This is a genomic window from Solibacillus sp. FSL K6-1781, from assembly GCF_038630735.1.
In the GTDB taxonomy this organism is placed as follows: Bacteria; Bacillota; Bacilli; order Bacillales_A; family Planococcaceae; genus Solibacillus; species Solibacillus silvestris.
Map to the genome: position 1 here is coordinate 3083055 of NZ_CP152038.1, position 25821 is coordinate 3108875.

The window sequence follows — 25821 nt, forward strand, 5'->3', positions numbered from 1 at the left end:
CTGGATTGATACAGTAGTAACGGGCTTTAACTTTATTTATTCAAATTAACAATCGACATAGCAGCTAACGCTAGAATTTCATCATTTGTAATAGTACGATCATTTAACTTATCAAGCCAAGACTTATGTGCGCCCTCATCAATGGCATAATTCAAAATGATTTCACGTTGTCCTTTACTGTTCAGAATCCCATTTATAATATCGTTTAATGATGGGCTGTTAATATCCAATGTACGCGCCTCCTTGCCCTCTACAGTTGAAGTATTAACCGAAGGCTTTAATGATTTCCCAACCGCTTTCGCTAACTCATTTGCAATTGCTCGGCATATTTTATCAAAGTCTCTGCGATACAAAGCTACGTCCACGCTATCATTTACAAAGCATACCTCGATTAGGTAGCAAGGTTTATTTGTGCCTTTGAGCAAACCTAAGTCAGTACGAATTTTAACTCCACGATTTTTCAAACCTGAAGCATTTGCAATTGCATCTGTAATCTTTTGAGCGACTGCTTTATTTTTATCGCTATATACAAGTGTTTCAGTACCGATTCCCTTACTATGTGTACCAGGTGAAGAATTAAAATGAATACTGACATCAATCTCACGATCTGTTTTATTGTGCATTGCTATTAACCACGGTATATTTTGTTTTGCCGATTTACTGACATTATCCTCAATGTAGTTAGTCGTAATACTCGATGCACGTAATATAGCTGTTACTTCTTTAGCTACTCGAATATTTTCTTCGCCTTCATCAATTAAACCGAGCGCTCCAGTACCTTTTCCATAATGTCCACCAGAAATAGTAATCATAATTCATCATCCTTTGGTTTTTCGTATCGCAAGGCTCTCATACTGTCAGAAGCGCCACTTGTCGTAGGGTCTACAACAATACCCATAAGCGCTAAAATCATGAGAATTGTCTCTGAAATGCCTGTAATCTGTTCACTGTAGATTGTAATATCCACATTAAAAATACCCGCTATTTGATTAGCGAGTACAATAAGTAATGCTATTAGTGATACCCAAAATTGTTTATGTTGCATACGTACTTTCCAGTTGATTTTCATATTATTGTCCTCCTACCAGCTTTATTGCGGCTTCGATTAATAAATACAAAATTCCTCCAGATACCACGAGTTTGCCGAGTAATTCCCACTTTTTCTCGGCATTGGATTTCTTGAGAGCCTGCTCCGCTAAAGTGATTTCGTGAGTGCGCTTTCGGTCCGCTTCTTTACTTTCGTCACGTGCCTTGAGTAGCTCCCATTGATTTGTCAGCGTATCACGAACAAATTCTTGTTGCGACTGGCTACTTTGCAAGATTGTTGCTTTTAATTCTGTATTTTGAATTACAAGATTGCTCATCTGTCCTGATAGCATATCCAGTTTTTCTGTCTGCTTCTTATCGTTTTCCTCCAACTTTGCATAGCTCATTTTAAGCTCATCGATGCTTTTTCCCTGCGCTTCAATCAATTCTTTATGTGTGCCGATGAGTTGTTCATGAGATTCAATAAGCTCACCGTGCTTTTTCACAGTTTCATACATGGACGGATCACCTCCAATTGTTTCAACAACCATCCTCTCCCCCCAATTCGTGTGCTGATTATAAACTACGTGATAAATTGTGTGCTGTGAGACGCTTCGAGATTATGTTTTATGCACTGGTGTCCTTATCGATTCGTCTGATAAAGCAATATAAAAAGCACCCTCGGGTGAGAGTGCTGCAATTTATTCAATATTATTTTTGTCAATTTGATTTAAAGTAATCGACTTAGCTTCTATTAAAAGTTGTTCGATTTTTTCGTTTGAGTAACCTTCTTTTTCAAGGAATAAAATAAATGTCATTGTTAAGGTAACTAAGGCCTGTGCGTCATTTAAATTAGAGAAGAAGCTCTCTAATAATTCAACGTTCTTTATATTCATTACTCTCCCCCTTTCCTAATACAATCTTACTAAAAGGGGGAGAGTTTTCCTTTAATAAATTTTTGCTATAAGCAATTAATTAGAGTTACTCAACATTTTGGAACTAATACTTAACAAGTTTATGTTCCTTCATAATCCAATCATCTTCTAGTTGAACCCAGTTTGGATAACAAAAGCGATTTTGATTTTTATTCCATTTCATTTGAACTTCATGGAATCTTTCTTCGGGATAGTATTCACGTTGAATCCACCTAATATCTGCCTTATTAATACCATCTATCACAATTTGAGGTAAATATCCCTTTAAAATTACATCAACAACATTTTCAATAAAATTTGTTGGACTCATTCCTTCTTTTTTTGTTGAAATTAATACTGTTATCAATGGACTTTTATTTCTTCCAACATGGATTTCTACATCACAATATTTAATCATTACTAAATCATTTTCATCTGGTACAAAACTCGCTGTTAAAAATGGTAACTCAAATTGATAAATACCCGGGTGATAATATGTCATATAAACTCCTCCTTTTGTTTCCTTATATATTTCGACAAAAGAAGAAGATATTTAATTTATCTTATACTTTATTTAAACCCCTTCTGTATTCTCCAAGATATAATCTTCAACAGCCTCTCGATAATCAGCATTTGTAATGTCATCTAAGATATACACTTTCTCCGTCTTTGGATTAAGTCCACCATTCATAATTCTTTCTGCTGCGATACGCACGACTACTGAATTTATCATTATAAAATCCCTCCAACTTCGTTTTCTGCTTGTAATAATAATGCATCTTCTAATTCACGAATACGTTTTTCTTCTGGTGTTTCGTAATTAGTGAGCTCAATAACAGGTTGCTTTGTCTCAACGTCAATTGATAGAATTATTTGCTTTGTGAAATCAAAACCATAAGGAATGTCAATCCATGATACTTCTTCATCTTTAGGACGTGCAACTCCGTTGTCCATCTCTCCACTCATGAAAAGTATTTCACCTTTTTGATTATGATAAATACGATTACCAACTTGCATTAAAATTACCTCCGTTTCTAATTAAGGAACTACCACATAAGTAAATTGAATAAGGTTACCAGTAGTTAATGAGGTAACAATATCAAACCTTACACTGAATCCACTTGCGTTAGGAGTTACCGCAGCTGAACCAATGTAATATGCAGTACTTGCCCCATCATCTGGTTTATAGATAAAACTTTGAGTTCCTAACCGTTCACTCCAAAAGAATCTCATGTCTTTTGGACTTGCACCTCCATGCGTAGAACCTGCAAGAATCATTATTTCACGAGGTCTAAATGGCAACCCACTAATATTAGCGTACCATATACGTTGCCCCCAAGTAGTAGGGCTATAAGAACCACTACCACTAACTGCTCCTGTTTGTATTAGCCTAATATTATTTGCCATATTTGCGAACGTTTCAACAGGGCTTGTATAAACCCCTTTGTCAGAAATGGCGCTCGCAACTGCTGTTTTCCCATTACTGACAGATTGAAAAAGTTGGTTATAGTGAATCGTAGTTAATACTTGTTCCCAAGCTGACCATGTTTGTGCATTGGTCTTGAAACGAGTCCAAATGTTATTATTCATACCTTTTGACGTTTGAATGACAACATCTCCTGAAACTTCTACGATTAATAAACCCCAATCTCCGGAACCTGGAGCGTTAAGCGGGGTTGCTCCAACCGCATATACCCCCGGAGCAATGTATCTATTGAAATCCATATTGTTTAATCGCTGATTTGTAGCATTCAACGGTCTCCAACCACTCCAAGTTTCTGTACCGTTTACCATATAAGAGTTTCGCTTCACGGTTAGTCCGTTAGAGATATGAGCTATTTGTACGATTCCACCTCCGGAGGTATCTGACCAAGGTACAAAAGTCTCAACTGACGCATAATTATCAGCGTTTATAAAGTACTCTGCACCTAAATCAACATCGCTGGGGTTCTTAAATTCATAATGAGTTCTAGTCATCCATGGGAAGCTACGGTAATACGAAACCGTCGCCTTATGTGTTCGTGTATCTAATACCTTGTTTCCATTCCAAGACCATGAATCCTTATTTTGAGTCACTGTTTGCTCGGCCGTATTCCATTTGGTACGTTCTTGCGATGTAATATGAGCTGTTTTATCGCCCGCATGTTTAGTAAATTCGGTTTCTAAATCGCTTAATTCTTGCTCGATTTGTGTAATGTCACCATTTTCTTGCAGTGCTTTTAACACATTGTACGTTCTGTTTAAAAGCCAGTTCATGTGTTGTGCTGACGGTTTCATGCCCGGTTCCCAGCCACTGGTCTTTAAACTTTCTGGGGGCTCTACTCCGGCGTTAAGCCAAACCGGTAATTGTTCTGACATTTATATCACTCCTTTAAATAGGTAATTCATTATCCTGAGCAGGCGTATAAACTGCCCCTAAATAACCACCTGTCATTTCGTTTTCTACATCACCGAAACCACGGTTAATATCAATTCCATTGCTTAAATCACCAAACTCGAACGTTCCGGATAATTCAATTGCTTGAACCTTCACCCCTGCAGCGACTGTCTTTTGTATAATTCGAACAAAGTTAACAGGATCCAAACCAGCTTCGTTGATTCGTTGTAACGGCATTTCAATTAGTTTTAAAGCAGCAGGCTCAGGTTCAAGTTCATCATGCCATTTCTCCACAATTCGGATTTGTGAAGTGGGTACCGATAATGCAACGGCAATAACATTGATGATCGTGTTAATGCTGCCATCTGACAAATTACGCGCTATTTTAGACCTTAATAAAATGCGATACACTTCATCTGTTGCTTTACCACGTGGCTGATTCACATTTGAGCCAATATCATCAAGGGCTTTACCTTGTGCATTATCAATATCTCGCCAATCCCCCACACGTTCGGTTGTTTCCTGCAGCTGCAATAATTGATCACTGAAAATATACATGAGCTTGGCAATATTGCTAGTATTGTCCTTTTTAAAATGGTCCACGAAGCGACTGATGATTTCCTTTGTACTAAACATCAATCGTCACCTCGATATCGTGTGCGTCAATTTGAGCGACCTGATGAATGGCTACATTTATATTTTCTTCAGCAAAATAAATGCCGTCAGTGCTTAGTTCAAGTTCAACATCCGTAACACCTGGTACCTGGAGAATAGCAAACATACCTTTGGCCATAACTACTTTTTCACCCATATTTAAACCGGAGAATAACTGTTCATTTGAATCTGCTCCACCAATGTAATGAACGAGCGCATTTTTGACTTGCTCAATTCCATCCGATTCAAACGTTGTATTGGTACTAATTGTTACTCGAGCACGCAAATTAACTGCTGAAGCACGGGTAAAGCGCATTATTTGAGGGTTTCCGCTATCATCACTAACTGTTACCGTTGTGGTGCCATATGGATTTATCCCACCTGCTTTTGACGCTAAGATTGCATTCGCGATATCTTCATCCTGTCCGCCTAAAACAAATGCCTGTATGCCACGAGAAGGTGTGCCAAATTGATCCGTTACATCGTCATAATTCTCTATGACTTGTGCAGCTCGAACACTTGCGACGTTTAAAATTGCACGCCGAATTGCTGCAGCCGTACCGTTTCCAATTCCTTCGACTGTAATGTTTGCTCGAGCGCGTGCCTCGGCATCTGTTTCTTTTTCTCGGCCACCATCTACATTTTCAAGATTAACTACACTATCAACATTCGCATTTGGATTAACGATTTCGGTAATAGTGCCAGCAGGTGTATTGCCGATAGAACCAATTTCTGTACACACAATATCCACAGTACCCACACCATTACTATCAAGCGTGACACTGCCAATGGTTTCATAAGTAATGTCGCTGTTTTGTTTCCCAACTAAAAAGCCACTTTCCACGGTGTACAATGGTGTACCCGTCAAAGTGACTCGTCCAAAAGCATATTCTTCTAAATTTCGTGTAATACCGGCATACGGAAGTAATTTATCAAGCTGTACACCCTCAGCCGATTTACGATAGGAACCATGATAAACTTGTTCAATCGCCATCCATGCCAGGGATAAAAACCATGCCATAATCCGCAATAAAATTCCTAAGAAAGCACGCTCGCTAACATTTGCATCTGCACCGAATCCTTCTTTTGCTTTAGCTGACATATCGGTTAATAGTTCATCGTAGGTTTTTCGTTTAAACCCATCACGATCAAGCATTTAAAACCACCTCTCTTTCTAAAACAACGCCATCTATTAAGGTGACAACGTAAGTAATGGTACGTTGGCGCACTTTTTTATTTGTAATGACCGATAAGCTCTCGATAGTTTCAACACGCTCTTCTTGAGACAATACTCGCAAGGCTTCTGCTCGTGCTTCATCATCGGTGGTCTTTTCAAGAAAGCGCATATGCTCGGCTCCAGCTGCTTCATTCAAAAACCATTCACCCAAATTGATACCGAAGGATATTTCAATACACTGTGCAACCTCTTCAGGACCTTCTACTAATACAAAGTCGCCGTTTTCAAATCGTAAATCGCCATTAATTAACCCGAGCGTTTTCATTGTCTGAACACCCCCACGATTACTGCATCATGAATACTGAACATGCGAGCAGTACCAGGATAAACTAGTGCACCTGTTTGTGCATCATCGATTGCACGCTGATTGAATATGACTTGCACAATATCATCAGCTTTCAAATCAGGAATCATTTCAACCGATTCAGCAAAGGTCAATTCATTGTGTATGTGCTCTCCTGTACCTGTATATTGAGCATGAGCGCCTTTATCCGTGGTAACAGCAATTCTGCTGTTACCGTGGATCTTGTATCGCTGAAATAAAACAGGAACATCCTCAATAGGTGGCAATGTTTTGGGTTCCTTATCAATTTCTTTTGCTTTAAAAAGAGGCTGTATTGTGGCTGTACAGGTAGATGCGTCAAAGCTTAGTACTTTGCAAGGCATTGCTGTATTAATGCCAACTAATGCCCCTCCCATAAGGCCACCAAAAAAAGTAGATGCATTGCTCATAAAATCGCCTCCACTTCTGTATAGTAGGTATTTCCTTTGCAAACATGCTTTCCTTTACGGACCCGAACTGTCGCTTTTACTTCGGCCGATTGAATTTTAATAATGGATGCTGTATTCATACGATATTGCAATAAAGAGGTCACTTTATAGCCTTTTATCACTTTCCCATCCCGTTCATCCTCAAAGTATTCAGGCGACCCAATTAATCCGGTATCTGCAGACAGAACAAAATTGTGATTGTCTCCCTCTTTAATAGGGCGAACGTATGTCTGACCTCTGCTAATATAACAAGAAGCTCCACAATCTTTTGCGATTCTTTGGATTTCTTTTAAGATTTCACCGTCAATGGAGTAGCCTTTTTTATAAACTTTATTTGTTGGAAGTCTAAGTACGGCTATCTTTAAGCCTAAAGCTTTTGCAAAATCTTTAATCAAAGCATCCGCTTTAATCGTTTTTTTGTAAGCACGTTGTAAGGTTTTGTTGGCATTGTAGGGTACTGAATCCAGTACTTTAATGGTTGTCAGTTTGTCAGTCCCCACTCGTTTAGTTGAATGGGAACTGATTTCTCCTTCCAAGGCAAGACCTTTATCCGCTTTGTAACCCGCATTGATCGTAAATTTCTGTCCACGTTTTAACTGATTAATGGTGTCCTGTGATAGGTTATAAACAGCAACAGTACTGATATTTGGCGTAAGGTCATCATCAAACGGCACTTCAAACTCAATATCTAAATCTCTGTTATTCATTTTCACCGAACCTGTCACAATTTCTACAACACGCATAAATAATTTAGTACTCATTCATTCATCACCACCAAAAATACTGTCTCATTTAAATTATCCCAACCTACACGGGTTTCGTTTCCCGCTTCATCGGTCGGTACAATTAGAGGGGCTGGGAAACGCGCATCATATATTTCACTAAATAACGGTTCACCGTACACAATTTTTTCATTTCTTACTAAGATTACATCGTCTTTTGATAAATCTAATGTAAAGAAATCTCCAACAGCGTTATATTCCACACCAATTTGAAAAAGCTCAACTCCTAACTCGATTTCAAACGAATAGGGAATGAGCTCTTTTTCAATATTTATATATTCTTTGCTGATCACAAGCTCACCCCACTTTCAATTTTGCGCCGACTGGAATTTTTCGAGGGTCATACCCGTTTAGTTTCTGTAATGAAGCCACGGTCACACCGTATTTTTTTGCTAAGGAAGAATAGGTATCTCCCTTTTTTACTGTATGGGTAGTGGCTTTAATACCTTTCTTATTCTCGGTTTGCTTACGGCCGGCTTTTGCTTTGGATGCCGTTACTGCTTTGACTTTGGGCTTTACATAAGAAGATTGAGCGATTCGCACTTCGGTCAGCGTAAGGCTGAAACGATAGCCATTCATGATTCCAGAATTGGCTTTAATCGACAACCCGCTAACAAGCATATTTTTATAAATACGCCGACCTTCATACGTAATTGCTTTACCATCAAACTCAATTTTCTGAAGCTTTTGCACAAGTGTCTCCACTCGGTCGGCTGTAGGACGAACAAGTAAACCCGATATTTTTACAACAATCGGTTTCCGTTCTACGTGATCCGATAAATCAATCCCCTTTTCCACCTTGTGGGTTGGGGCATCCACATCAATTTCTGTATCTTCATCCTCGACGTGGATTAACAGCCCGTGCAACTTGGATGTACCAACTAATTCCTCTGCCATGTTACCCCTCCCTCACTTGTGGCATGGTTGCTGTTAAATCTGCGAAAAAGTCTTCCATTGCTTCTCGAATATTAAATACGGTTTCATCGTTTGTATTTCCACCTTGAACAATGATTTGGACAGGTGCCTGAATTTTGGAGGTAGTGGTTGTTGAACTAGACACTGGAGCTGTATTGTAATTAGCTGCTACACCAAAATCTAAGCTAGGACTAGTGCCCTCGCCTTTTAAAATGCCTGCGTTACGTAAAATATCCGCTTCATTTTTAGGTAAGACAGCCTCATCTTTATGCAATAACGCGGGCATATCATCATAGGGTACTCGACCAAGACCGACTTCAAAACCTGGGATAATTCCAGTGACTTTTGATACAACTCCACCAATTTTATCGCCAACATTAAAATTTTTGAGCGATTCTGCTGCGCTACCAATCTTTTCGATTACCCATTGGACCGAATCAGCCACCTTATCGAATGCTGTTACGATAGCATCAAGTACGGGTTTCATAATTGTCCAAGCACCTGTAATTGCAGCGGCCGCCAAAGGAAGCAAAGGGACAATAATATCTTGAACTAAAAAACTAACAATAGAAGCTATTGTTTTAAATAATGAACCCCCAAGCTCTAAAATAGGAGAAATGATTTTAAACGCTGCCTCGATTACACCTTGTGCAACCGGCATTAAAGGCACGATGACATTCTCGACCAACCCTTTCACTGCCGATTTGACCGCACCAAAAACATTGGATGCCCCGTCCAAAATATCACTAATATAACCGAATGCAACGCCTACGTATTCTTGCGCAACTGGCATTAATGGTATGATTACGTCATTTACGAATTGCATCACGATATCTTTTGCATCAAAAAAAGCATCGCGAACCGCACCGCCAAAATTTGCGATACCTTCCGCTATTTCGGGTGGTATACCTAATGCCTCCCAGATGTCCGCCACTTCTCCCGTATCGTAGACCAATGCCATGACACTGTCGTATACAGCCATTACAACATCTTTTACTACCGTCAGCTTGTCGAATGCACCGGAAAGGAAACTCATGAATGGACCGGGGTCAACATTCGAAAGAGTATCCGCAAGTACAGTTACAACTCCTACCACTTGCTCAAGTATCGGTGTCCCAACCTTTTCCAAAAAACCTTCCCAAGCTGAACGCAAGTTACCCACTTGGTTTTCCCAAGTATCGGATTCTTTAGCTGCTTGTCCTAACGCCCCAGAAAGTTTGTTACCATCCTCGACCATTTTTAATAGCGTATCTTGTTTCTGATATTCAGTTAAATCGTTGAACTTTTTACCGAACAACTCAGTAGCTTTCGCATTACGAGTAAATTCCGTAGCACTAATACCCAATGCGGCATCATTTTCGTAGTTACCCTTTAAGAACGACTGTAAGCTTTCTGCTGATTCTTCAATGCTTTTATCATAAAACGCCGCTGAATCCGCCGCCGCTAATGTTGCACGTTCACTTAATGCTAGTGCATCCGCTGTATCGGCACCTGTGGTTTTAGCGAAGGCCGCAATTTGAGTGAATGTCCCTTTTAATCGGTTTTCGTACATACCTGTTGTTTGCGATATTTTGCCAAGGCTTTCAGCAGCACCTGCTTCCATATCACCGAACACCGAGCTGAATTGAGCATCTCTCGCTTGACCACTCGCCGCCGCTTCAATCGCCGATAATCCGAAATCTTTGATTTTGTCTAGCGCAAAACCTGCTGCTACGACTGCGCCGACCTTCATAATGCCACTTTTTAGCCGGTCGAATGAACTCGTGGCGCTGTCAGCCTCCGATTCCAATTTACTCAAATCGTTATCATCCAACCGGTTAACAGCCTTTTCGGTATCTTTTACATTTTTTTCGAGATCATCGAATTCTTTGCTTACATGATCAATACCAGTTTCATCCATCGCCGAAAAATCAAGTTTACTCAATCGTTTGGCGACCTCATCCACAAGCTGATCAAGTTTCGCGAGAGGTCCCGTGTCAATGTCGATTCCAATCCCAACACCTAAATCACGAATCATGATGTTACTCCTCTCTGCTCATTTTTTCGGTCAATGTAACTATCGACTGCGGCGTTTGCTTCCATAATTTCATCTAATGTCATACAAGATGCTTCACTGTAAGTTAAAAAGCCTTCTGTAATTGGTCGCCAAAAAGACCAATTTTCATCGACTTTTTGACGATATAAATGTAACGGCTTAGCCTTCCTGAAATGTAAAATTCACGGCTTCCTTCATTACTTCTGTGAATCCTCCATTTTCTTCAAAATGTTCGTATGTTACTTTGCCACCTTCTTTTAAAAAGACGACATGTTCCATTAAAGCACTATACAACTTTTCTCCAACTTGTACACCGTGTTCGTTTTTAGAATTATCACGCATACGAATCGCTTCGCGTAAACCTGGATATTGGATTACGTAATCAATACCTTCAACCGTAATTTCTTTTTGTTCACCTTTTTTTGCCATTGCTTTCCGCTCCCATTCTTTGCGCTTCAAGTGCGCTGTTATATGATTTTTTTTCATAAGTAAATTAAAAAGAGCGAGCAGAAGCCCACTCTCCTTTCGTTTTATTTCACTGTGTAATCAAATACTTTTAACGTAAACACGCGATTTGTTGCAGCTTTACCAAACTCTTTGTCGGACGTTTTAGTAACCATTGCTTTTGTACCTCCTACAACTTCTTTAACCTCGTTATTTGAGTTGACCCATACTGGTACCATTGATCTTAAATTTGCTAATCCATCTAATACCGCAATCGAAGGTGATGTCTGGTTTAATGTGATTTCAATCGTCCCCATGCCATCTCCATTAATTGACACAACCGCATCGCCTTGAGCGGATGAGCTGGCTTCGAAGTTATCATTATCTTTAGAGGCCTTTACCATCGTACCATCTGCATAACCCGTAATAAAAACGCCCCCAACCGTCGTTACGACTTTGCGAGCGTCATATGTTCCAATATGTCCAGCAAAGAACTGGATATCCAATTTTAATAGAAGTTCCATCGCTAATCCTCCTTAAACTACCATCTCGCCGTAAACTGTTGCTTCATGGATTGCTCCGGCAAGTTCAAGGCTAAATGATAATCCTTTGTAATGTCGTTCTACGCGATCTGCTGCATTCGATTGAGCGCGATTCAATGCTGTCAACGTGTATAAAGGCTGTCCAGCATCATCTAATGCAATGATGCCTTGCTGACCTGCAATTTCTAAAATGGTACGCGCCTCACCCTCAATACGAGGGATGCCGACATCATCAAATGAAATTTTGTCGTTATTCGCAAATAATTGAGCGATTGCATTTTCCATGTTTACTTTCACCCAGTCCTTGCCGTGAATAACGTCGATGTATTCGCCTGAAAGCATTTTGCCCTCTGACGTTTGATACTGGCCGCCTTTTGATACATAAGCGAAACCATTTAATGCATGGATTGCTAATAAAGTCGTCGCATCATACGGTGCTGGATCTACACCGATTAAACGTTTGAATTTATAAGTGATGGAACCAACTGGCTTCGAACCATGGCCGCCGATTAAGGCTAAGTGAGGGTATTGTTCAAGCTTGTCATGCATCATAGTAAATGTACGGTCATATTTTTTAGCGGATAATGTAGTTAAATCTTCAATGCTATCCACGGTATGTGCAGCTACTTTAAAACCTTCGCCTTCTACGATGTCGGAAATGGTGATGAAATCCGCTGCAGTACCTGTCGCTAGTGATACAAAATACCAATCCTCATCGTAATACTTTGCTAATGCTTGTGCAGCACTTACTTCCTCGCCATCATAAGTGGCAATTGCTATTTTGGCAGTACTCGTATCACCTTGCTTAAATGCAACCTGTGCCGCTTTATAAGCATCGGTAGAATCAGGGAAATCAATTGCTACTCCTTCAAGATCGCCGTAGGTTTTGAAAGTGGAAGCACCAGCTTTTTGCGCCAAAATTAACGGTGTACCTAAACCTTCAAGTGCTGCAGGTTTTTTAATATTAATAATGACCGTTACGTCCTTTAATGGCATTATTATTCCTCCTTATGATTGAATGTGACTTGTTCAATCACATCAATATTGTAAGTTTCTGTATCGCGCACTCGTAATCGGACATCAAAACCGATTCGGCGCTCATATTCAATCGTTAAAAAAACATCCCTATTCGTAGCCGGTAAAACGTCCACAATAGCGATGTAAGCATCTGATAATTCAATTGTCCCTTTGCCCAGGAAATAATTCCGGGCTTTGTTAGCTAAGTCCGTGGTGCTTTCTATCGCATCACTGTGAGCTGTTAATGACAAAACCATTTCATAATCCTGTTCCATGGTCTGTGTGCCATTGTCAGTTGAAATTGAAGGCTGCCCTATACCGATAGCCGGGGAAGTTTGTTTAATCGCAATAAAAGGATAAGGGGGCTGTTCACCTGTTGTTTCGGCTTGTATGACATTTTGAGCAATGTAACTGGATAAACCATTTTGCAATGGAATCCACCAATCATCGTACTTAATCAAACGAACTCACCCCTTTAGCTACATAGCGATAAAAGTCTCCATACGGCTTAAAATTAGCGCTTGTATCAACGGTATACTTATGACCGTCCTGCTCGATTTTATCGCCATGGTTTAATGCTCTCAGGCTGTAAATTTGTGCATCGGCACTTGTAACGGCCCCACCCAATTGTGCAATGGTTTTAATGTCAAAAGGAATAACAGCAAGTGAAATTACTTCCTGTGTTGGTTCCCCCTTCACCGGTTTACCGTTTACCCATGCGCCATCTGTAGCCATACCGTGCAAAATAGTAGGACGGCAGTATTTTTTAATTAAACGAGCAAAATTATACATACTCAATCCACCTCAACCTCCATCTTGCCAATTAATTCACCACTATCCACTAAAGGATTGTTGGAACCTTTCTTTCTGCCGACTGTAAATGGATGATTGACAGGGTTATCTAAATCACGAGCATGTTCTTGGATTTTCCCTCGCAACTCCAATGCCAGCATTTCATAAAAGGTTTCAACTGACACATGCCCGGCAATGACATCGGCAATAAACTCATCGGCTTTCCTTTGGACGTCTTTCGCATGCTTGTCTGCACCGGTGCGCAAAAACGAGCGTTCCGGGATAACAATGTGGGTTGTTTCTGCACGCAAATGGAGACCCTGAGAAGCCAAATAGCCCCTCATTTTGTCGGTCACTTTGATACGGGCGCCGTATTCGTGGACGCCAGCTATCATTTCTAGTTCAGAACCTGCCTGATAGCCGACCTTAGCTTTCTTCTGATTCATCTTTTGCAGATCGGCAATGATTTCTGGGATGCGGTTATTATCACGAACAGTTACCTTAATACGTGCCATAATTGTACCCCCTCTTGTAAGGAGTGAAGCGCATTTTCCGTAGCCTTGCTTGTGATAACTTACTGATTAGTGCGCTATCACGCTCATTTATTGAATCAAATGTTTGAGACATGCCGGCAATCGATTCAGATTTAATACCATGATTCCCTTGTAATTCAAAAGCAACATATTGAGCGACAACACCTTTCGCTACTCTAGGTAGCATCAGCTTGTCATTTACTAGGAAGGATTGCCCGCATACTCTGACCACCCAATCAATGGCTTCGCCTAATTTCATTTCAAGGTATGCATCGTTGCTCGTTTCACTCTCCGGCAGTTGCAGCAGGATCTTCAGTTCCGTTAGCTCCATCAGGATCACCTTCACCCACAATAATTAAAGTAATCAAATCGTCTTTATTATCACTGGATTTATATTTAATGTTCTTGTCATCTAAATATTTCTTGAGATCAGCAACCTTGTATTCATCCAATTCAGTAGCATCTAAAGTACTGAAATCGACAGGTGCCTTTTCCTCGTATGGTTTAAATCCTCGGCCTTTGTATAAAATTTCGTATGCTTTTTCAGTGGCGTTAATAACGCGACCTTTATATTCGTATTTTGGCATGTTGCATGCTCCTTTCAATTAAAAAATTAAAGAGCGAGCTATAAGCCCACTCTTATTAAACACCTGTTGTTGGTACTAATGCAGCAAACGCATCATCCTTCAACGTCATGAAACCAATATGCATCGTCGCTCGTAGCGCAAACATATCACGTTCGAATAAATTGATTGGATCGCCGTTAGCGTCTGTAATTGTCGATAATGTAGCATCTTCTGAAACAGCGTATTCAATGTTTTGTAAAATACCGTAACGAGCCATATCCCAATCACCAGCTAACGCTAACGCTTTTGTTGTATCGAATGAACCTTTTGGTGCGTATGCAATTGGTTGTCCAAGCACTTGAGAGGCAACATTACCTGTTGTATCGTTGAAAATTGGTAAGTTGTTGTTATCTACTGCACCACGTAAATCTTTGCGGAATGACTTTGTTGTAGTTAATCCGTTAAAATCATGATCAGCATCTTCTAATAATGCAATAACATCGTTGAAATCTAGGTAAAGGTTAGCATTTGTACTTTGTTCCACTGTTTGACCTGATGCTACAACCTTTTCCCAGACAGATACGCCTGTTGCATATGGTGTGCCGTTTCCAAACAATGCAGCTTGGTCAAACTTTTTATAGAATGCCTCGGCGATCATTGGACGGACTTGAGTGAAGAAATCTTGAACCGTGAATTTTAAAAATTCTTTTGATACCGGGATGATTACCCCTAGTTTTTTTGCTTCCATTTCAGCAGTTAACCAAGTAGCTTTCGAAGTTTGAATCTTCTCTGCTTCCCCTATCCAGTAAGCACCTGGTCCATCAGCTAGGTAAGTAAATGTTTTCTTTAATGTGTTCATCGGCTCATATTTAGCCAGTTGCATAACGGCCGAGCTTCCCATGACTTCTTTTAAAACAAGCGTACCTGTTTCTGTCGGGATTGATCCTGTACGAGCATTCGCTAATAAAACATTAGCCGGGTTAAACGTTTCGAATTGACCGATATTTACTGATAAACGTTTTTTAATTGTTTGCATATGAATATTCCTCCAATAAGTTTGTTATTTTCGTAGCGATACTTCTTCAGCGATAGCGCTCACATCAATAGCAGATCCGCCACCTTTAGTGCTATGTTCAATATCGCGTCCATTTTCTTTAAATTTGGCATCTACTTGAGTCTTAACGATTCCATCCAAATCCGTTTTCAATTCGTCAAGTAATGCCGTTGTAGCCGTTTCATCGTCTCCTAAGAAACGTTCGATATATTTACTAGCAAATGCGCTATCTAATCCTTGCTTCGTAGCATGAGCCAATGCAGTGGCTTTCAATTGGGCTAACTTTTGAGCTTTCTCACCTTTTGAAATCTTTTCTTCCAGCTCACGAATGCGCTTTTGCTCAGGTGTTTCATCTGGATTGCGCTTTTTAACCTCTTCATCCACTAATGCATCAAGGTTATTTGTTTTCCACGTTTCAAGACCCTTAGTGAAATATGCATCTAGTTTAGGTTGAAGCACTTTTTTACCTTCGGATGTATCAAGGAATGTTTTCACCGCATCAGGTGTCACAACATTCGTTTTGTAGTATGCCTGCACCTCTGCATTTTCCTTGTTAGCCTCTAAGTAAGTCTGCACCTGTTCAAATGTTAGCTCACCATCGAACTGAGAAATATTAACGGATAATCGTTTTTTAAACTGTTTCATATTGTCCTCCTAGCCAAGCAGTTCAAGCCTACTTGTCCTTTTCGATTATTTGTACTGATAATTCATGAGGAAATTGTTCCTCTAAATCTTGCAGAAAACGAACAGACGACTGCAAAAGAGTAGAAACTGCAGCACAAACCTTTGAATCGGTATGCCCTTCTGCTTCAATCTTCATGTAGCCGTCCTGATTAGTTGTAACTTTAATTTTTGTAGCCATGTAAGCCACCTTTCCGCCCTCATTGTACGAGCCAACAAGTGCAAGATATAAGCATTATTTAATTACTGAAACATCCCTCCTATAATTGGGTATTTGTATGGCAAAATAAAAACACTCGACCTTTTTGAATGGTTGAGTGTTTTACGCTTTGTATATAATTTTTTTGATTTCGTCACTTTTCAGGGTAATTAGTTCATCGTCATCTAATCGCTGAGCGTAATATAATGGCTCGGATTCATACTTTTCAACGATTGTCGCTTCTATTCCTGAGTGAGTTAACACTACATCATATTCTTTTGCTTCAATCAATTTATTCATCCTCCATTTTCTTTTTCGCTTTCTTTTCATCGATGACATATACAGTTGTTAAAGAAGGGGTGTCTGTATTATCCTTTACAATCCAGCTTGTTAAAATATAACCACTTCTATTCGAGGGACCAGTTATATTCATAATGGATTCAAAAGATTCACCATGACCATTGTGACCTTTAGGAGTAGTATAAGCATCCGGTAAATTCTTCATAATGTTTTGCTTCAAATCCTGCCAGTTACTTTGATTATAACCTAATAAATCATCAAATAATACAGCTTTAGGACCTCCGTGAGGATGATTTTTATTCAGCGCATATAAAGTAAGCTTTTGATCAATGAAATTTGCTTCCTTTAGGTTTGGAATGACGTTTTGAGCCCGTTTCTCAAACGGAACGCTTACTTTCCCCATTTCTACGATTGGTTCAAGTGCTTTTTTGTAATCCTCAAATGTTTGTTCAGCCAGCTGGTCATTCGTTTGCCCTTCTACACGATCTATCTCATAAACCAAGAAGCAACGGCAATTAATATCATGATGTGCATAGCCGCTGTTACCAGGAGCAGATGTCTTTTCGCCTTTCCCAAGGTCAAATAAATCATCAACCGGAATCTTCACTTGGTCCATTTTCACATGATTAGCTTTTGAAGTTTTACGAACACGGCTGTCTTTCATGTTCACCCATTTTTTCATCATAACTACGCCACGCTTGTTAGCATTTTGTACGCTGTCTAATGTACCTGCTTCCCGCACTCGGTGTGTTTCAGTTCGTGCAATACGAATAGATTTCTCATAATCACCTTGAAACGTTTCGGTAAGATTATTGGCCATCTCTTTATAAGTGGTTCCACGCACAAGATTCTGCGTAACATTTTGATTAATTTTATAAATAATGTCGCGTCGATTCTTTTCGAGCGTTGCTGCAAGGGTTAAACCTTTCACCGGATTGTCTATGGCTTGCTTAATTTGGTCAGCCTTTAATGACCGATATTGCATATTCACTCGAGCTTCCTTTTCTATCGCCCAAGACATCCATTCATAGGAATAAACATAATGAGTGGATAGAAGCGCATAGAAGCTCGTCTGGGTGGTTTTAGACATGGTATTGATATGTTGACTCATTGATTCGGTAAACTTCTTTAAACGGTCAAATTTCATCATTTCAGCGTATGTCAGTTTTCCATCTACTTCATATTTCTCATAAATGGCTCCTAATTCTGCAAGAACATCTTTAATGAGATTGCGATAAAATAGCCGAATACTGTTTTCTGTGGACGACAGTTGTTTATTACTCCACTGATCCAGTTTCTTGCTGTACTTTTCTAAATCCATTATTCTCACCGCCCTCATCCATTAACGGTGGAATTGCGTCACGCTCCAGCTCACGTTGTTCCATTTCATACTCAACATCATCAACATTCGGAAGCGTAGCAAGTGCCGTCTTGTGCGAAGTAATTGCAAGCATTGCAACAGCAGCATCCACTTTTTCTTTAATGTTCACTGGAATATTGCGTTTAAATTCAAACCACAACTTCAAATAGTCCTCTTTATCACATATACCTTTCTTGGCCCAGGCGCTACATAGTACCTTGAATTGATAACGCAGTGCTGCTACCATTTTGCGTTCCATCGTAATGCATTTGTTTTCTAAGGACATGAGTTTAAATTCGAGCGCTACACCTGTAACGTTACCGCCAAAAGCTTCATCACTAAAGTTAACGGATTTAGCTAAACGCATAATGTTTTCTTCTAAGCGATCCAAATGGTGCTCGATAAGACTGTCATTAACATCTTTGGTTAAGTAGTACACATCGTCATCTTTATCAAACAATTCCATCCGACCTGATCTATGCAGTTGTCGCTCCCCTTCATCATCCATACCGATACCTCGCATAACTAAATAAGCCAGTCTATTGCTTTCAATCTCGTTACTAGCATCAGAGAGCGTTCGATTATATGCATCGATTAAACTAAATACCCGTTCAGCATCGGCCATTAATTCCTCATTATTCGGTAAACCATATAACGGGCAATATTCGAAGGTATGTTGTTTCTTCTCGATTAGAGTTAACCCATTTGCACCCGATTCAAAGACATAATAAAAAGCGCGATCGTAAAATTCGACGCGCATCTTGTTATCATCAATATCAAAATAACGGATAGCAAACTCTGGTTCGGTGTAATCGGTACTAGAAATGATGACGGTTTCCCAAGGGTCAATATTGGCAATGCGTTCTTTACCCTCATAATCAATATAGGCTAAGCGAGCACCGTAGCCACAGATTGCGGACTTTTTACCCCACTCACTATCCTTGTCATCTGTATTATTTCGCAATTTAAAGGTATCGATTTCAGACTTAAGTGATTCCAAATTCTCTCGTTCTGCCTGATCTACCTCATAATTGATAGGATGGCCGAACATATAACCAACCTTTGTGTCTACGATTTCAGCATCAAAGCTATTGTTTAATCGGTTATTTACCTTATCGTCAATACGCTTAATAGAACCTGTTTCGAAATCCTCATAACTAGCAGCTTCACGCGTTAAAATAGGGACAGCATCAATATCAGCTTTGTATCGTCCATACATCTTTAAGCGACGTTCTGCATCGTCCTTATGTTCATCAATAACTTTTTGTATTAATGCAGTATCAGCACCTTTCTCACGAAACTGACGCACATACTTTTGCGTATTCATCGGCTCACATCCTCCCTGTAATAATCTGTTTGTAATAGTGCGTGTAAAGAGCATAGCGTAATGCATCAAGTACATCGTCAAATACCTTTACCGGCTCTCCTGTTTTATCATTCCAAGCGTACATATAAATTTCTTCATCAAAGCGTTTTATTCTATCTTCTACAATATACAATTTACGAAGTTTAAAGCGTCTGGCAACTGCTTCTATTCCTGCTACAACTGCTTTTCTAGCATCCAAAGCACGTAATCGCTCACGACGGAAGCGCTGAACGTGCTCGGGACGTGCAGTATCACAATAGAAATTAATATTGCCATAGCGTTCTTTCACATCTTTTGCAATAACAACCCAATCGTCAATTTCTTTATGCTGATGTGCATGTTCTTCGCAAAGGAATAGATCGCCTTTATCATCCTCTGCTAACACAACAATGGAGCCGTGGTGCTCATAACCCCAGTCCACGCCTGCAAAATAACCGACAATGTTTTTCTCAGCAAACTCCTCAGATGAAATATAGTGAACATTTTTATTAAAATCTTTATAAATAATTCCTTCTGCAGCTACCCATTGCCCATGAATATCACGGTCTGTAAACATGCCTGACGGTGTACTCGCAACAATGGATTCTACATATTCGGGATCTAATCGGTCGTTATCGAATAATGTGAAATGAAACGCTCGAATATTGGCACGTCCATTTTTCAATACTTGCCCGTCTTTATCAATGTAATCCTTTTTAACGCTGTGAGCTGGGTTTTCCGGGTTTGTATCAATTAGAACTCTTGCTCCTTGATAAGAACAGCGGGAAATGACTTCCTTCACAAACATATCATGCAGTGCAGTCCCCTCATTCAACAATGCGCCTGCCGCTGTAAATCCACGCGCTTTTTTCCATGAATCGGATTGAGCACCATCGAAGCAGTAAACCTTATTGCCAAATACCGTAATGGCATTCGATTTATTGAGCTTCAATTCTTTCCCGAGAATCGCTTCCATATCATCTAAGATGTTACGGCGTATACTTGCTTGAGTTGCTCCACCGATAATGAAGGAAAGTCCTTGCCCTTCGTACTTCGCGATGTGCATTAAAAAAAGCAGAATAAACACGAATGTTTTCCCTGCCCGTTTCGCACCACTGGCGACCATGATTTTCGGTTGTTCTTTAATAAACGAATCCATAACTTCCATTTGCTTTTTTGTCAGTTCGGTCATGTAGCATCACCAGCCATCCGGCGTAGCATCTTAGCAATTTCTGATTCCTGTGTATTGGTATCAGGGTTTTTAATCTTGTTGATTTCGATTTTAAGTTTCTCAGCCTGTAATTGCTTTACTTCACGCTCATTCAATAAGTCCATATGTTTTGATAAGAACTCGAGCGCTTTCATCTTATCAGCTAATTTAATCGTGATGCCGTCCTTACCCTTTTTTACTTCGGTAATAAGCGTCCCGTCAAGCTCATTGGAATCATTCAAATGTGTGTAGCTGACTTTATATTCAATCGGTTTGCCCATATCATCTAAGGTTTCCACTGTTTCTGTTCCAAACTGAACATAGTCGGTAATATCTGCAAAGGCTATATCAATCCATTTTTGAATGAGTGTACGCTTATCGAGCAAAGCCTCCTGAGTTAGTTCGTCACGCACACGGATGACCTCGGCTTTAATCCTAGCATTTCCTAGCAACCTTGGACCATTCACTAATGCAACTGTACGACTGCACTCATACGCTTTCTGATACGCCTTTGTAGCATTCCAACACTTTACGTAATATGCAATAAAAAGCCGTTGCTTATCAGTGAAGCTGTCATTTTCAAACTCGACAACATCTTCTGATTCAACGGCTTTCTTTCTTTGTTTTGCATCCTGTTTTATGGTTGCAACCTTCTCGCTTTTGGTTGCATCCTTTTTCGTGCAATCTCGTACCCAAGGGTTGCCGTTTTTAGTATCACGGCTCTTCTGGCTCTTGATAGTTCCCAACGGTATATCATGCATTTCAGCAAGCTTTGCCAATGTAATTTTAGTTGTTTCATATTCATGTTTAATTTCTTCCCAGTTAATCATATTTCATCAACACCACCTCCGAATTTCAAAATAAAAAGCCATGCCCTTTAGACATGACTTTCTAGCAAACCTACATACCAGGTATCCATTCTTTAATCTCTTTTAAAATAGCATACGCTTTTGCAGAAGGTTTATTTTGTTGAATATATTCTAAACCATACATAGTGATATTAGGATTTATTGCTTTATATTCTGGATATTCTTGCTCCGACCAATTAACCTCAGTTAATCCTGTAATCAAATCTTCGTCCAACATCATAGCGATAATTCGATTGTACCTTGGTTCGGATACCCCTAGAGCTTCTGGATTAACTTTAGAAAAATCAATCCTTGGATCGTCTAAAGATTCTTCAATATATTTTAATATTGCTAATACAACATCATAAGTGTCTTTGCTCATCTTTCTCACCCCCCACCCCATCATACAGAAAAATGGGAGGTAATTCCTTAATATGATTTTACTATCACCTCATTATGCTAATTGCTTAGTCAAATAAAAAAATCGCATATAATAATGCGATTTCACTAGTTCTAGAATGATTTACTTAGTATTCTGTCCAATAAATCTTCTGTAAACATTAGCTTATTTTCACTTAATCCAAAAGTGTTATACTCCCTAAAGTAAACTCCAACATCTTTATTTAGCGAAATACTTATTTCTCCTAAAAAAACTAAATTTGTTGAAACGCCTACATGAATATTCATAGTCGTTTCATTTACAAACTCTACTTTAAAGATTCTATTAAGCACTCTTAATTCCATACCAGCATCCGACTCATAAAGTCCAACTAGATTATAGTTACTTTCATCTCTAAATAATTCTAATAATTTTGTTCTTAAGTATTCTTTAAATTTATCTGGGTTTGCTAACTCTATATTAAAAATTTTCTGGTTAATTTCTTTTTGAATTCTCTCTTTCCATCCATTCATCCTTATCACCTCCACTCCATAATATACCAAAACTAAAGATACTTTCATATATTTTTCATTTACATAGACCTACTCCATCAAAGGCATAATTGCACCACCACAAGGACAAACGCGTTCATACACCTTCTTCACATTCAAAAGTCCATTCCTTGTCCGTCCCGTAGCCTGCTTCTTTAACTGAGCCGGTCTATCACACTTCTCACATTTCAAAGTCGTCATCATAACGCTCACCCCCATTTTTATGTATAGAAAAAGGAGCACAATTATCTGTGCTCCTCGGTAAAACTATTTATTTGAATACTGTAGCCTCTCATTTTTAATTTGTGGTAAAAATAAGTGCTTCATATATAGGGTAATCGTATGGCAAAAATTTGTTCAAATAATTCATTAGAAGTTGAAATCACTTGCTATAAAAATTCCTAACACTAATAGACCAAAAATTAAAATGTATATGCCTAACACTTTAAGTAATATCATTGAGGGCCTCCCGCTTGTTGTTTATGACAGTATAGCCAAAAATCATTATCTCTTTACTTCACAATTTGTTCGAAGTGTTCAGTAACTAGATTAAGTCCATCTCCTTAGCCTTTCTAAAAAACATTTATCGTATGAAAATAAATTTCTTGAAACTCACTTAGCGTTATATTTTATACTCCCTTTTAGGAGGCGATGGTAATGAAAAAAAATTTCCTATGGAAAAATATTATTATTGGTAAGATTGATAAAAATCATCCTCAATCAGAAACAATCGACGAATCAATTGATGAAATCAATAACACAGTAGATGAAATCAGTAAAGAAGTAGAAGAAATTTTTACTTCTTTTGGCAAAATGACAAATGACATTGACGATAAACATTAATAACCATATTTATTTGCGGGCACTTGTAAGTGCCCTTTTTTTAAACCTAATACCAAGATGTGACTTATTCACCTCGCACCCCTTCTGAACTGAACATTTTGGTTCAATCCTAAGCAATATCATCAAACAAACTCTCTTGCGTACCACGAGTAATATTTGTATGAATTTTACGCTTAGCCCGGCTGTAATAACTCTGCACCGTGCTTTTGCTAATATCTAGCATCCTAGCAACCTTACTAAATGGCAAGCTCTCGGCTTCAATTGCCACAAACACCGCTTTTTCATCTGCTGTTAACCCTTTTAACGCACAATTCACCTTTTTCTTATTTTCCTCAGCTTTTCGCAAGTCTGCTCTAAAACGCTGTTCGTCCTGATGCGATTCAATATAGTTCTGCAAGTTGGCCATACTATCCAACATTTCATAATCGTTATTGGCATAAGCCATATAACTCTGCATATGGTACGGATCCATCGGAAATGCGTCCACTCGAGTAGCTGCCCGATACTCTGCAGGGTCATAACCTGTTTCCATCCATTCAATTGCCTGTTTGACTTCACGGAACATTTCACCGCTTGTCACGCCCTCGCCCTTCATTTGTTGCAACAACTGCTTGTACTCCTCTAATAATTCCGGAAAATACATAAGATTGCCCCCTTATGCTATAATTTACTTAGATGGGTAAATTACGCAGTAGAGGAAACCGTAGCATGGCGAGTGCTGCGGTTTTTTATGGTCAAATTTACATCAATACATATTGAGGTGATAGAATGTTAGATATATTTACCGGGTTAACTATTGGTGCAGATTTGCTTTATTTCATCCCGCCAATGTTATTACTCCCTGTAGTTATGGTACTTTGTGTGGCACTTTATAGAATTTTGTTCGTGAAGCTTTTACCTAACAAAATTTTTAATTTCTTCATTGGTCCGATTGCTTTAATTGGTTTCTTTATATGGGCCATTCCAATGAATATAGGATTCTATGAATTCTTCCGTTCGATTTTTTAGGTTTATACAAAACACACGTGCTATAATGAGCTCGTATAGTTTTGCTGACTGAAGTGTAATAACTTCGGTCTTTTTTGTACATATTTTTCAATTTCTTTCATTTAATTAAAGTCGAAATATTCAAAACAATATTAGTGAAATTATTAATTTGTTGATTATAATAAATGTAATCGATGTAGATTCGTATTTTAAAAAAGGAGCCTGTTAAATGGAAAAATCTAAACTTCAATCTTTTTGTCTCACACTACCCGGAACGACACATGATTACCAAGTAGACTGGCAAGCAGATCGTTATCATGTTGGCGGTAAGATGTTTGCAATGATGGGAGGAGACGCTGAAAGAAAGCCTATCATAACTTTAAAATGCGACCCTGCTCGTGCTGATGAGTTACGAGAAACCTATCAAGGAGTTATTCCTGGTTATTATATGAATAAGACACACTGGAACTCTATTTATTTTGATTCAGAATTAACCAATGATCAGATAGAAAATCTAATTTTGCATTCATACCAACTAGTTTTCGAAAAACTAACAAAGAAAGTGCAAAACCAAATTAATCCAAAATAGTTTTGCCGACTTGAGCTTTCGCTTGAGTCTTTTTTTCTGGCTATTTGTTATAAATAAATTAAACTTTGTTTACACTGCTATCACACGGCATGGTAACTTTAGTAGGCTGCTCTGCCTACTAAAGTTTTTAAAATCCAATTAAGCTGAACCGTATTTTGTTGGGTCCCACTCAGCCACAAATTCAGCGCTTTTCAGCTCAATGGTGGACAATATTTTTTCATCTTCTAACATTTCTAAATCCTCTATATCACTAGGTAACTGCTCTCCAAAGCTTTCCCAAATATCTTTATCTAACCAAATTTCTTTTTCTAAAGTTACTTTGATCGCTACTCAATTCATAAAATCATCTCCTCAACATTTTGTTCGTAGTGCGTTATAACGATTTCATTTCCTAATTATTTTTGTGTTACAATTAATTCCAAAAATAACAATAGGAGTGATTATATTGGATGTATTAAATAATTACATCAAGGGAACAAATACTCATAATTTTGAGGAAGTTAGAAAAATTCTTCATCCTAATGCTGTTTATTTCTTCTCAGATAAAAGTTGTACCAATCACGAAGAAATACAGGCATATTTTGAAGCCGCTTGGTCAATAGTTAAAAATGAAAATTATGAAGCACAAGATGTACAATGGCTATTTCAGGGAAGTAATTCTGCAACTTGTACTTATACATATTTCTATGAAGGATTTATTAATGAAAAATATTCACAAGGCTACGGCAGGGCAACCAATGTTTTTGTTAAGGAATCTGATGAATGGCTCCTTATTCACGAACATTTAAGCCCCTTGCCCAAATAGTTTCTAGAAAAAGACGTTTTATAATAAGGCGTCTTTTTAAGTTACTACACATTTTGGTTCAATTA

Annotated in this window: 39 protein-coding genes; 4 read left to right on the forward strand and 35 right to left on the reverse strand. The window is 38.9% G+C overall.

The window, feature by feature from the left end:
• Nucleotides 1-32 precede the first annotated feature (32 nt).
• The 34 genes from MHH37_RS15580 to MHH37_RS15745 all read right to left on the reverse strand — a co-directional run bounded on the left by MHH37_RS15580 (nucleotide 33) and on the right by MHH37_RS15745 (nucleotide 22514).
• Nucleotides 33-812 (reverse strand): N-acetylmuramoyl-L-alanine amidase, encoded by a 780-nt coding sequence (locus MHH37_RS15580; protein ID WP_342573691.1) that lies wholly within the window; start codon nucleotides 810-812, stop codon nucleotides 33-35.
• Nucleotides 809-1069: a phage holin gene (locus MHH37_RS15585; protein WP_342573692.1), complete on the reverse strand. Its 261-nt coding sequence runs from the start codon at nucleotides 1067-1069 to the stop codon at nucleotides 809-811. The genes MHH37_RS15580 and MHH37_RS15585 overlap by 4 nt, the downstream gene beginning before the upstream one ends.
• Before the next feature lies 1 nt (nucleotide 1070).
• Nucleotides 1071-1577 (reverse strand): hypothetical protein, encoded by a 507-nt coding sequence (locus tag MHH37_RS15590; RefSeq protein WP_342573693.1) that lies wholly within the window; start codon nucleotides 1575-1577, stop codon nucleotides 1071-1073.
• Between the two features lie 150 nt (nucleotides 1578-1727).
• Nucleotides 1728-1922: a hypothetical protein gene (locus MHH37_RS15595; RefSeq protein ID WP_342573694.1), complete on the reverse strand. Its 195-nt coding sequence runs from the start codon at nucleotides 1920-1922 to the stop codon at nucleotides 1728-1730.
• A gap of 103 nt (nucleotides 1923-2025) precedes the next feature.
• Nucleotides 2026-2442 carry a hypothetical protein gene (locus MHH37_RS15600; protein WP_342573695.1) on the reverse strand — a complete coding sequence of 139 codons (417 nt, stop codon included), beginning with the start codon at nucleotides 2440-2442 and terminating at the stop codon, nucleotides 2026-2028.
• Between the two features lie 72 nt (nucleotides 2443-2514).
• Nucleotides 2515-2673 carry a hypothetical protein gene (locus MHH37_RS15605; RefSeq protein ID WP_342573696.1) on the reverse strand — a complete coding sequence of 53 codons (159 nt, stop codon included), beginning with the start codon at nucleotides 2671-2673 and terminating at the stop codon, nucleotides 2515-2517.
• Nucleotides 2673-2957: a hypothetical protein gene (locus MHH37_RS15610; protein WP_342573697.1), complete on the reverse strand. Its 285-nt coding sequence runs from the start codon at nucleotides 2955-2957 to the stop codon at nucleotides 2673-2675. The genes MHH37_RS15605 and MHH37_RS15610 overlap by 1 nt, the downstream gene beginning before the upstream one ends.
• 21 nt (nucleotides 2958-2978) lie before the next feature.
• Complete coding sequence (locus MHH37_RS15615; protein ID WP_342573698.1) at nucleotides 2979-4298, reverse strand: pyocin knob domain-containing protein; 1320 nt, start codon at nucleotides 4296-4298, stop codon at nucleotides 2979-2981.
• A gap of 13 nt (nucleotides 4299-4311) precedes the next feature.
• On the reverse strand, nucleotides 4312-4953 hold the full coding sequence (locus MHH37_RS15620; protein ID WP_342573699.1) for a hypothetical protein: 642 nt from the start codon (nucleotides 4951-4953) through the stop codon (nucleotides 4312-4314).
• Nucleotides 4946-6127: a baseplate J/gp47 family protein gene (locus tag MHH37_RS15625; RefSeq protein WP_342573700.1), complete on the reverse strand. Its 1182-nt coding sequence runs from the start codon at nucleotides 6125-6127 to the stop codon at nucleotides 4946-4948. Before MHH37_RS15625 ends, MHH37_RS15620 begins: the two co-directional genes overlap by 8 nt.
• Nucleotides 6120-6473: a DUF2634 domain-containing protein gene (locus MHH37_RS15630; protein WP_342573701.1), complete on the reverse strand. Its 354-nt coding sequence runs from the start codon at nucleotides 6471-6473 to the stop codon at nucleotides 6120-6122. Before MHH37_RS15630 ends, MHH37_RS15625 begins: the two co-directional genes overlap by 8 nt.
• Entirely contained in the window at nucleotides 6470-6940 is a 471-nt protein-coding gene (locus tag MHH37_RS15635) for a Gp138 family membrane-puncturing spike protein (RefSeq protein ID WP_342573702.1), read from the reverse strand. The genes MHH37_RS15630 and MHH37_RS15635 overlap by 4 nt, the downstream gene beginning before the upstream one ends.
• Nucleotides 6937-7740, reverse strand: a complete 804-nt coding sequence (locus MHH37_RS15640; protein WP_342573703.1) for a hypothetical protein — start codon at nucleotides 7738-7740, stop codon at nucleotides 6937-6939. The genes MHH37_RS15635 and MHH37_RS15640 overlap by 4 nt, the downstream gene beginning before the upstream one ends.
• The gene (locus tag MHH37_RS15645) at nucleotides 7737-8054 is read right to left on the reverse strand and encodes a hypothetical protein (protein WP_342573704.1); all 318 of its coding nucleotides are present in this window, start codon (nucleotides 8052-8054) and stop codon (nucleotides 7737-7739) included. Before MHH37_RS15645 ends, MHH37_RS15640 begins: the two co-directional genes overlap by 4 nt.
• Before the next feature lie 4 nt (nucleotides 8055-8058).
• Nucleotides 8059-8658, reverse strand: a complete 600-nt coding sequence (locus MHH37_RS15650; RefSeq protein WP_342573705.1) for a LysM domain-containing protein — start codon at nucleotides 8656-8658, stop codon at nucleotides 8059-8061.
• A 1-nt stretch (nucleotide 8659) separates the two neighbouring features.
• Nucleotides 8660-10693, reverse strand: coding sequence for a hypothetical protein (locus MHH37_RS15655; RefSeq protein ID WP_342573706.1), 2034 nt, complete (start codon nucleotides 10691-10693; stop codon nucleotides 8660-8662).
• Between the two features lie 177 nt (nucleotides 10694-10870).
• Nucleotides 10871-11140, reverse strand: coding sequence for a hypothetical protein (locus tag MHH37_RS15660; RefSeq protein WP_342573707.1), 270 nt, complete (start codon nucleotides 11138-11140; stop codon nucleotides 10871-10873).
• A gap of 101 nt (nucleotides 11141-11241) precedes the next feature.
• The gene (locus tag MHH37_RS15665) at nucleotides 11242-11679 is read right to left on the reverse strand and encodes a DUF3277 domain-containing protein (RefSeq protein ID WP_342573708.1); all 438 of its coding nucleotides are present in this window, start codon (nucleotides 11677-11679) and stop codon (nucleotides 11242-11244) included.
• A 12-nt stretch (nucleotides 11680-11691) separates the two neighbouring features.
• On the reverse strand, nucleotides 11692-12693 hold the full coding sequence (locus MHH37_RS15670) for a DUF3383 family protein (protein WP_342573709.1): 1002 nt from the start codon (nucleotides 12691-12693) through the stop codon (nucleotides 11692-11694).
• Nucleotides 12694-12695: 2 nt separating this feature from the next.
• Nucleotides 12696-13175 carry a hypothetical protein gene (locus tag MHH37_RS15675; RefSeq protein ID WP_342573710.1) on the reverse strand — a complete coding sequence of 160 codons (480 nt, stop codon included), beginning with the start codon at nucleotides 13173-13175 and terminating at the stop codon, nucleotides 12696-12698.
• Entirely contained in the window at nucleotides 13168-13506 is a 339-nt protein-coding gene (locus MHH37_RS15680) for a hypothetical protein (protein WP_342573711.1), read from the reverse strand. Before MHH37_RS15680 ends, MHH37_RS15675 begins: the two co-directional genes overlap by 8 nt.
• 2 nt (nucleotides 13507-13508) lie before the next feature.
• Nucleotides 13509-14021: a hypothetical protein gene (locus MHH37_RS15685; RefSeq protein WP_342573712.1), complete on the reverse strand. Its 513-nt coding sequence runs from the start codon at nucleotides 14019-14021 to the stop codon at nucleotides 13509-13511.
• Nucleotides 14008-14370, reverse strand: a complete 363-nt coding sequence (locus tag MHH37_RS15690; RefSeq protein ID WP_342573713.1) for a phage head-tail connector protein — start codon at nucleotides 14368-14370, stop codon at nucleotides 14008-14010. The genes MHH37_RS15685 and MHH37_RS15690 overlap by 14 nt, the downstream gene beginning before the upstream one ends.
• Complete coding sequence (locus MHH37_RS15695) at nucleotides 14324-14626, reverse strand: hypothetical protein (RefSeq protein ID WP_342573714.1); 303 nt, start codon at nucleotides 14624-14626, stop codon at nucleotides 14324-14326. Before MHH37_RS15695 ends, MHH37_RS15690 begins: the two co-directional genes overlap by 47 nt.
• Before the next feature lie 55 nt (nucleotides 14627-14681).
• On the reverse strand, nucleotides 14682-15641 hold the full coding sequence (locus MHH37_RS15700) for a phage major capsid protein (RefSeq protein WP_342573715.1): 960 nt from the start codon (nucleotides 15639-15641) through the stop codon (nucleotides 14682-14684).
• Nucleotides 15642-15665: 24 nt separating this feature from the next.
• Entirely contained in the window at nucleotides 15666-16304 is a 639-nt protein-coding gene (locus MHH37_RS15705; RefSeq protein ID WP_342573716.1) for a DUF4355 domain-containing protein, read from the reverse strand.
• Between the two features lie 28 nt (nucleotides 16305-16332).
• A complete protein-coding gene (locus MHH37_RS15710) occupies nucleotides 16333-16521 on the reverse strand; it encodes a ribosomal-processing cysteine protease Prp (protein ID WP_342573717.1) in 189 nt (62 codons plus the stop codon).
• 141 nt (nucleotides 16522-16662) lie between these two features.
• The gene (locus MHH37_RS15715; protein WP_342573718.1) at nucleotides 16663-16839 is read right to left on the reverse strand and encodes a hypothetical protein; all 177 of its coding nucleotides are present in this window, start codon (nucleotides 16837-16839) and stop codon (nucleotides 16663-16665) included.
• Complete coding sequence (locus MHH37_RS15720; RefSeq protein WP_342573719.1) at nucleotides 16832-18160, reverse strand: DUF6883 domain-containing protein; 1329 nt, start codon at nucleotides 18158-18160, stop codon at nucleotides 16832-16834. The genes MHH37_RS15715 and MHH37_RS15720 overlap by 8 nt, the downstream gene beginning before the upstream one ends.
• Nucleotides 18117-19526, reverse strand: coding sequence for a phage portal protein (locus tag MHH37_RS15725; RefSeq protein WP_342573720.1), 1410 nt, complete (start codon nucleotides 19524-19526; stop codon nucleotides 18117-18119). The genes MHH37_RS15720 and MHH37_RS15725 overlap by 44 nt, the downstream gene beginning before the upstream one ends.
• 4 nt (nucleotides 19527-19530) lie before the next feature.
• On the reverse strand, nucleotides 19531-20736 hold the full coding sequence (locus tag MHH37_RS15730) for a PBSX family phage terminase large subunit (RefSeq protein ID WP_342573721.1): 1206 nt from the start codon (nucleotides 20734-20736) through the stop codon (nucleotides 19531-19533).
• Entirely contained in the window at nucleotides 20733-21584 is an 852-nt protein-coding gene (locus tag MHH37_RS15735) for a terminase small subunit (protein WP_342573722.1), read from the reverse strand. Before MHH37_RS15735 ends, MHH37_RS15730 begins: the two co-directional genes overlap by 4 nt.
• 70 nt (nucleotides 21585-21654) lie before the next feature.
• Nucleotides 21655-21984, reverse strand: coding sequence for a YjcQ family protein (locus MHH37_RS15740; RefSeq protein ID WP_342573723.1), 330 nt, complete (start codon nucleotides 21982-21984; stop codon nucleotides 21655-21657).
• 131 nt (nucleotides 21985-22115) lie between these two features.
• Nucleotides 22116-22514: a hypothetical protein gene (locus tag MHH37_RS15745; protein ID WP_342573724.1), complete on the reverse strand. Its 399-nt coding sequence runs from the start codon at nucleotides 22512-22514 to the stop codon at nucleotides 22116-22118.
• Nucleotides 22515-23189: 675 nt separating this feature from the next.
• Between MHH37_RS15745 and MHH37_RS15750 the strand changes: the two genes are divergently transcribed.
• Nucleotides 23190-23375: a hypothetical protein gene (locus MHH37_RS15750; RefSeq protein WP_342573725.1), complete on the forward strand. Its 186-nt coding sequence runs from the start codon at nucleotides 23190-23192 to the stop codon at nucleotides 23373-23375.
• A 109-nt stretch (nucleotides 23376-23484) separates the two neighbouring features.
• On the opposite strand, the gene MHH37_RS15755 is transcribed toward MHH37_RS15750, so the two are convergent.
• The gene (locus MHH37_RS15755) at nucleotides 23485-24018 is read right to left on the reverse strand and encodes a sigma factor-like helix-turn-helix DNA-binding protein (RefSeq protein WP_342573726.1); all 534 of its coding nucleotides are present in this window, start codon (nucleotides 24016-24018) and stop codon (nucleotides 23485-23487) included.
• Nucleotides 24019-24143: 125 nt separating this feature from the next.
• Here MHH37_RS15755 and MHH37_RS15760 point away from each other — a divergent pair, with 125 nt between their 5' ends.
• The 3 genes from MHH37_RS15760 to MHH37_RS15770 all read left to right on the forward strand — a co-directional run bounded on the left by MHH37_RS15760 (nucleotide 24144) and on the right by MHH37_RS15770 (nucleotide 25756).
• Nucleotides 24144-24383, forward strand: coding sequence for a hypothetical protein (locus tag MHH37_RS15760; protein WP_342573727.1), 240 nt, complete (start codon nucleotides 24144-24146; stop codon nucleotides 24381-24383).
• A gap of 208 nt (nucleotides 24384-24591) precedes the next feature.
• Nucleotides 24592-24951 (forward strand): MmcQ/YjbR family DNA-binding protein, encoded by a 360-nt coding sequence (locus MHH37_RS15765; RefSeq protein WP_342573728.1) that lies wholly within the window; start codon nucleotides 24592-24594, stop codon nucleotides 24949-24951.
• 445 nt (nucleotides 24952-25396) lie between these two features.
• Nucleotides 25397-25756: a nuclear transport factor 2 family protein gene (locus tag MHH37_RS15770; RefSeq protein ID WP_342573729.1), complete on the forward strand. Its 360-nt coding sequence runs from the start codon at nucleotides 25397-25399 to the stop codon at nucleotides 25754-25756.
• The last annotated feature ends 65 nt before the right edge of the window (nucleotides 25757-25821 follow it).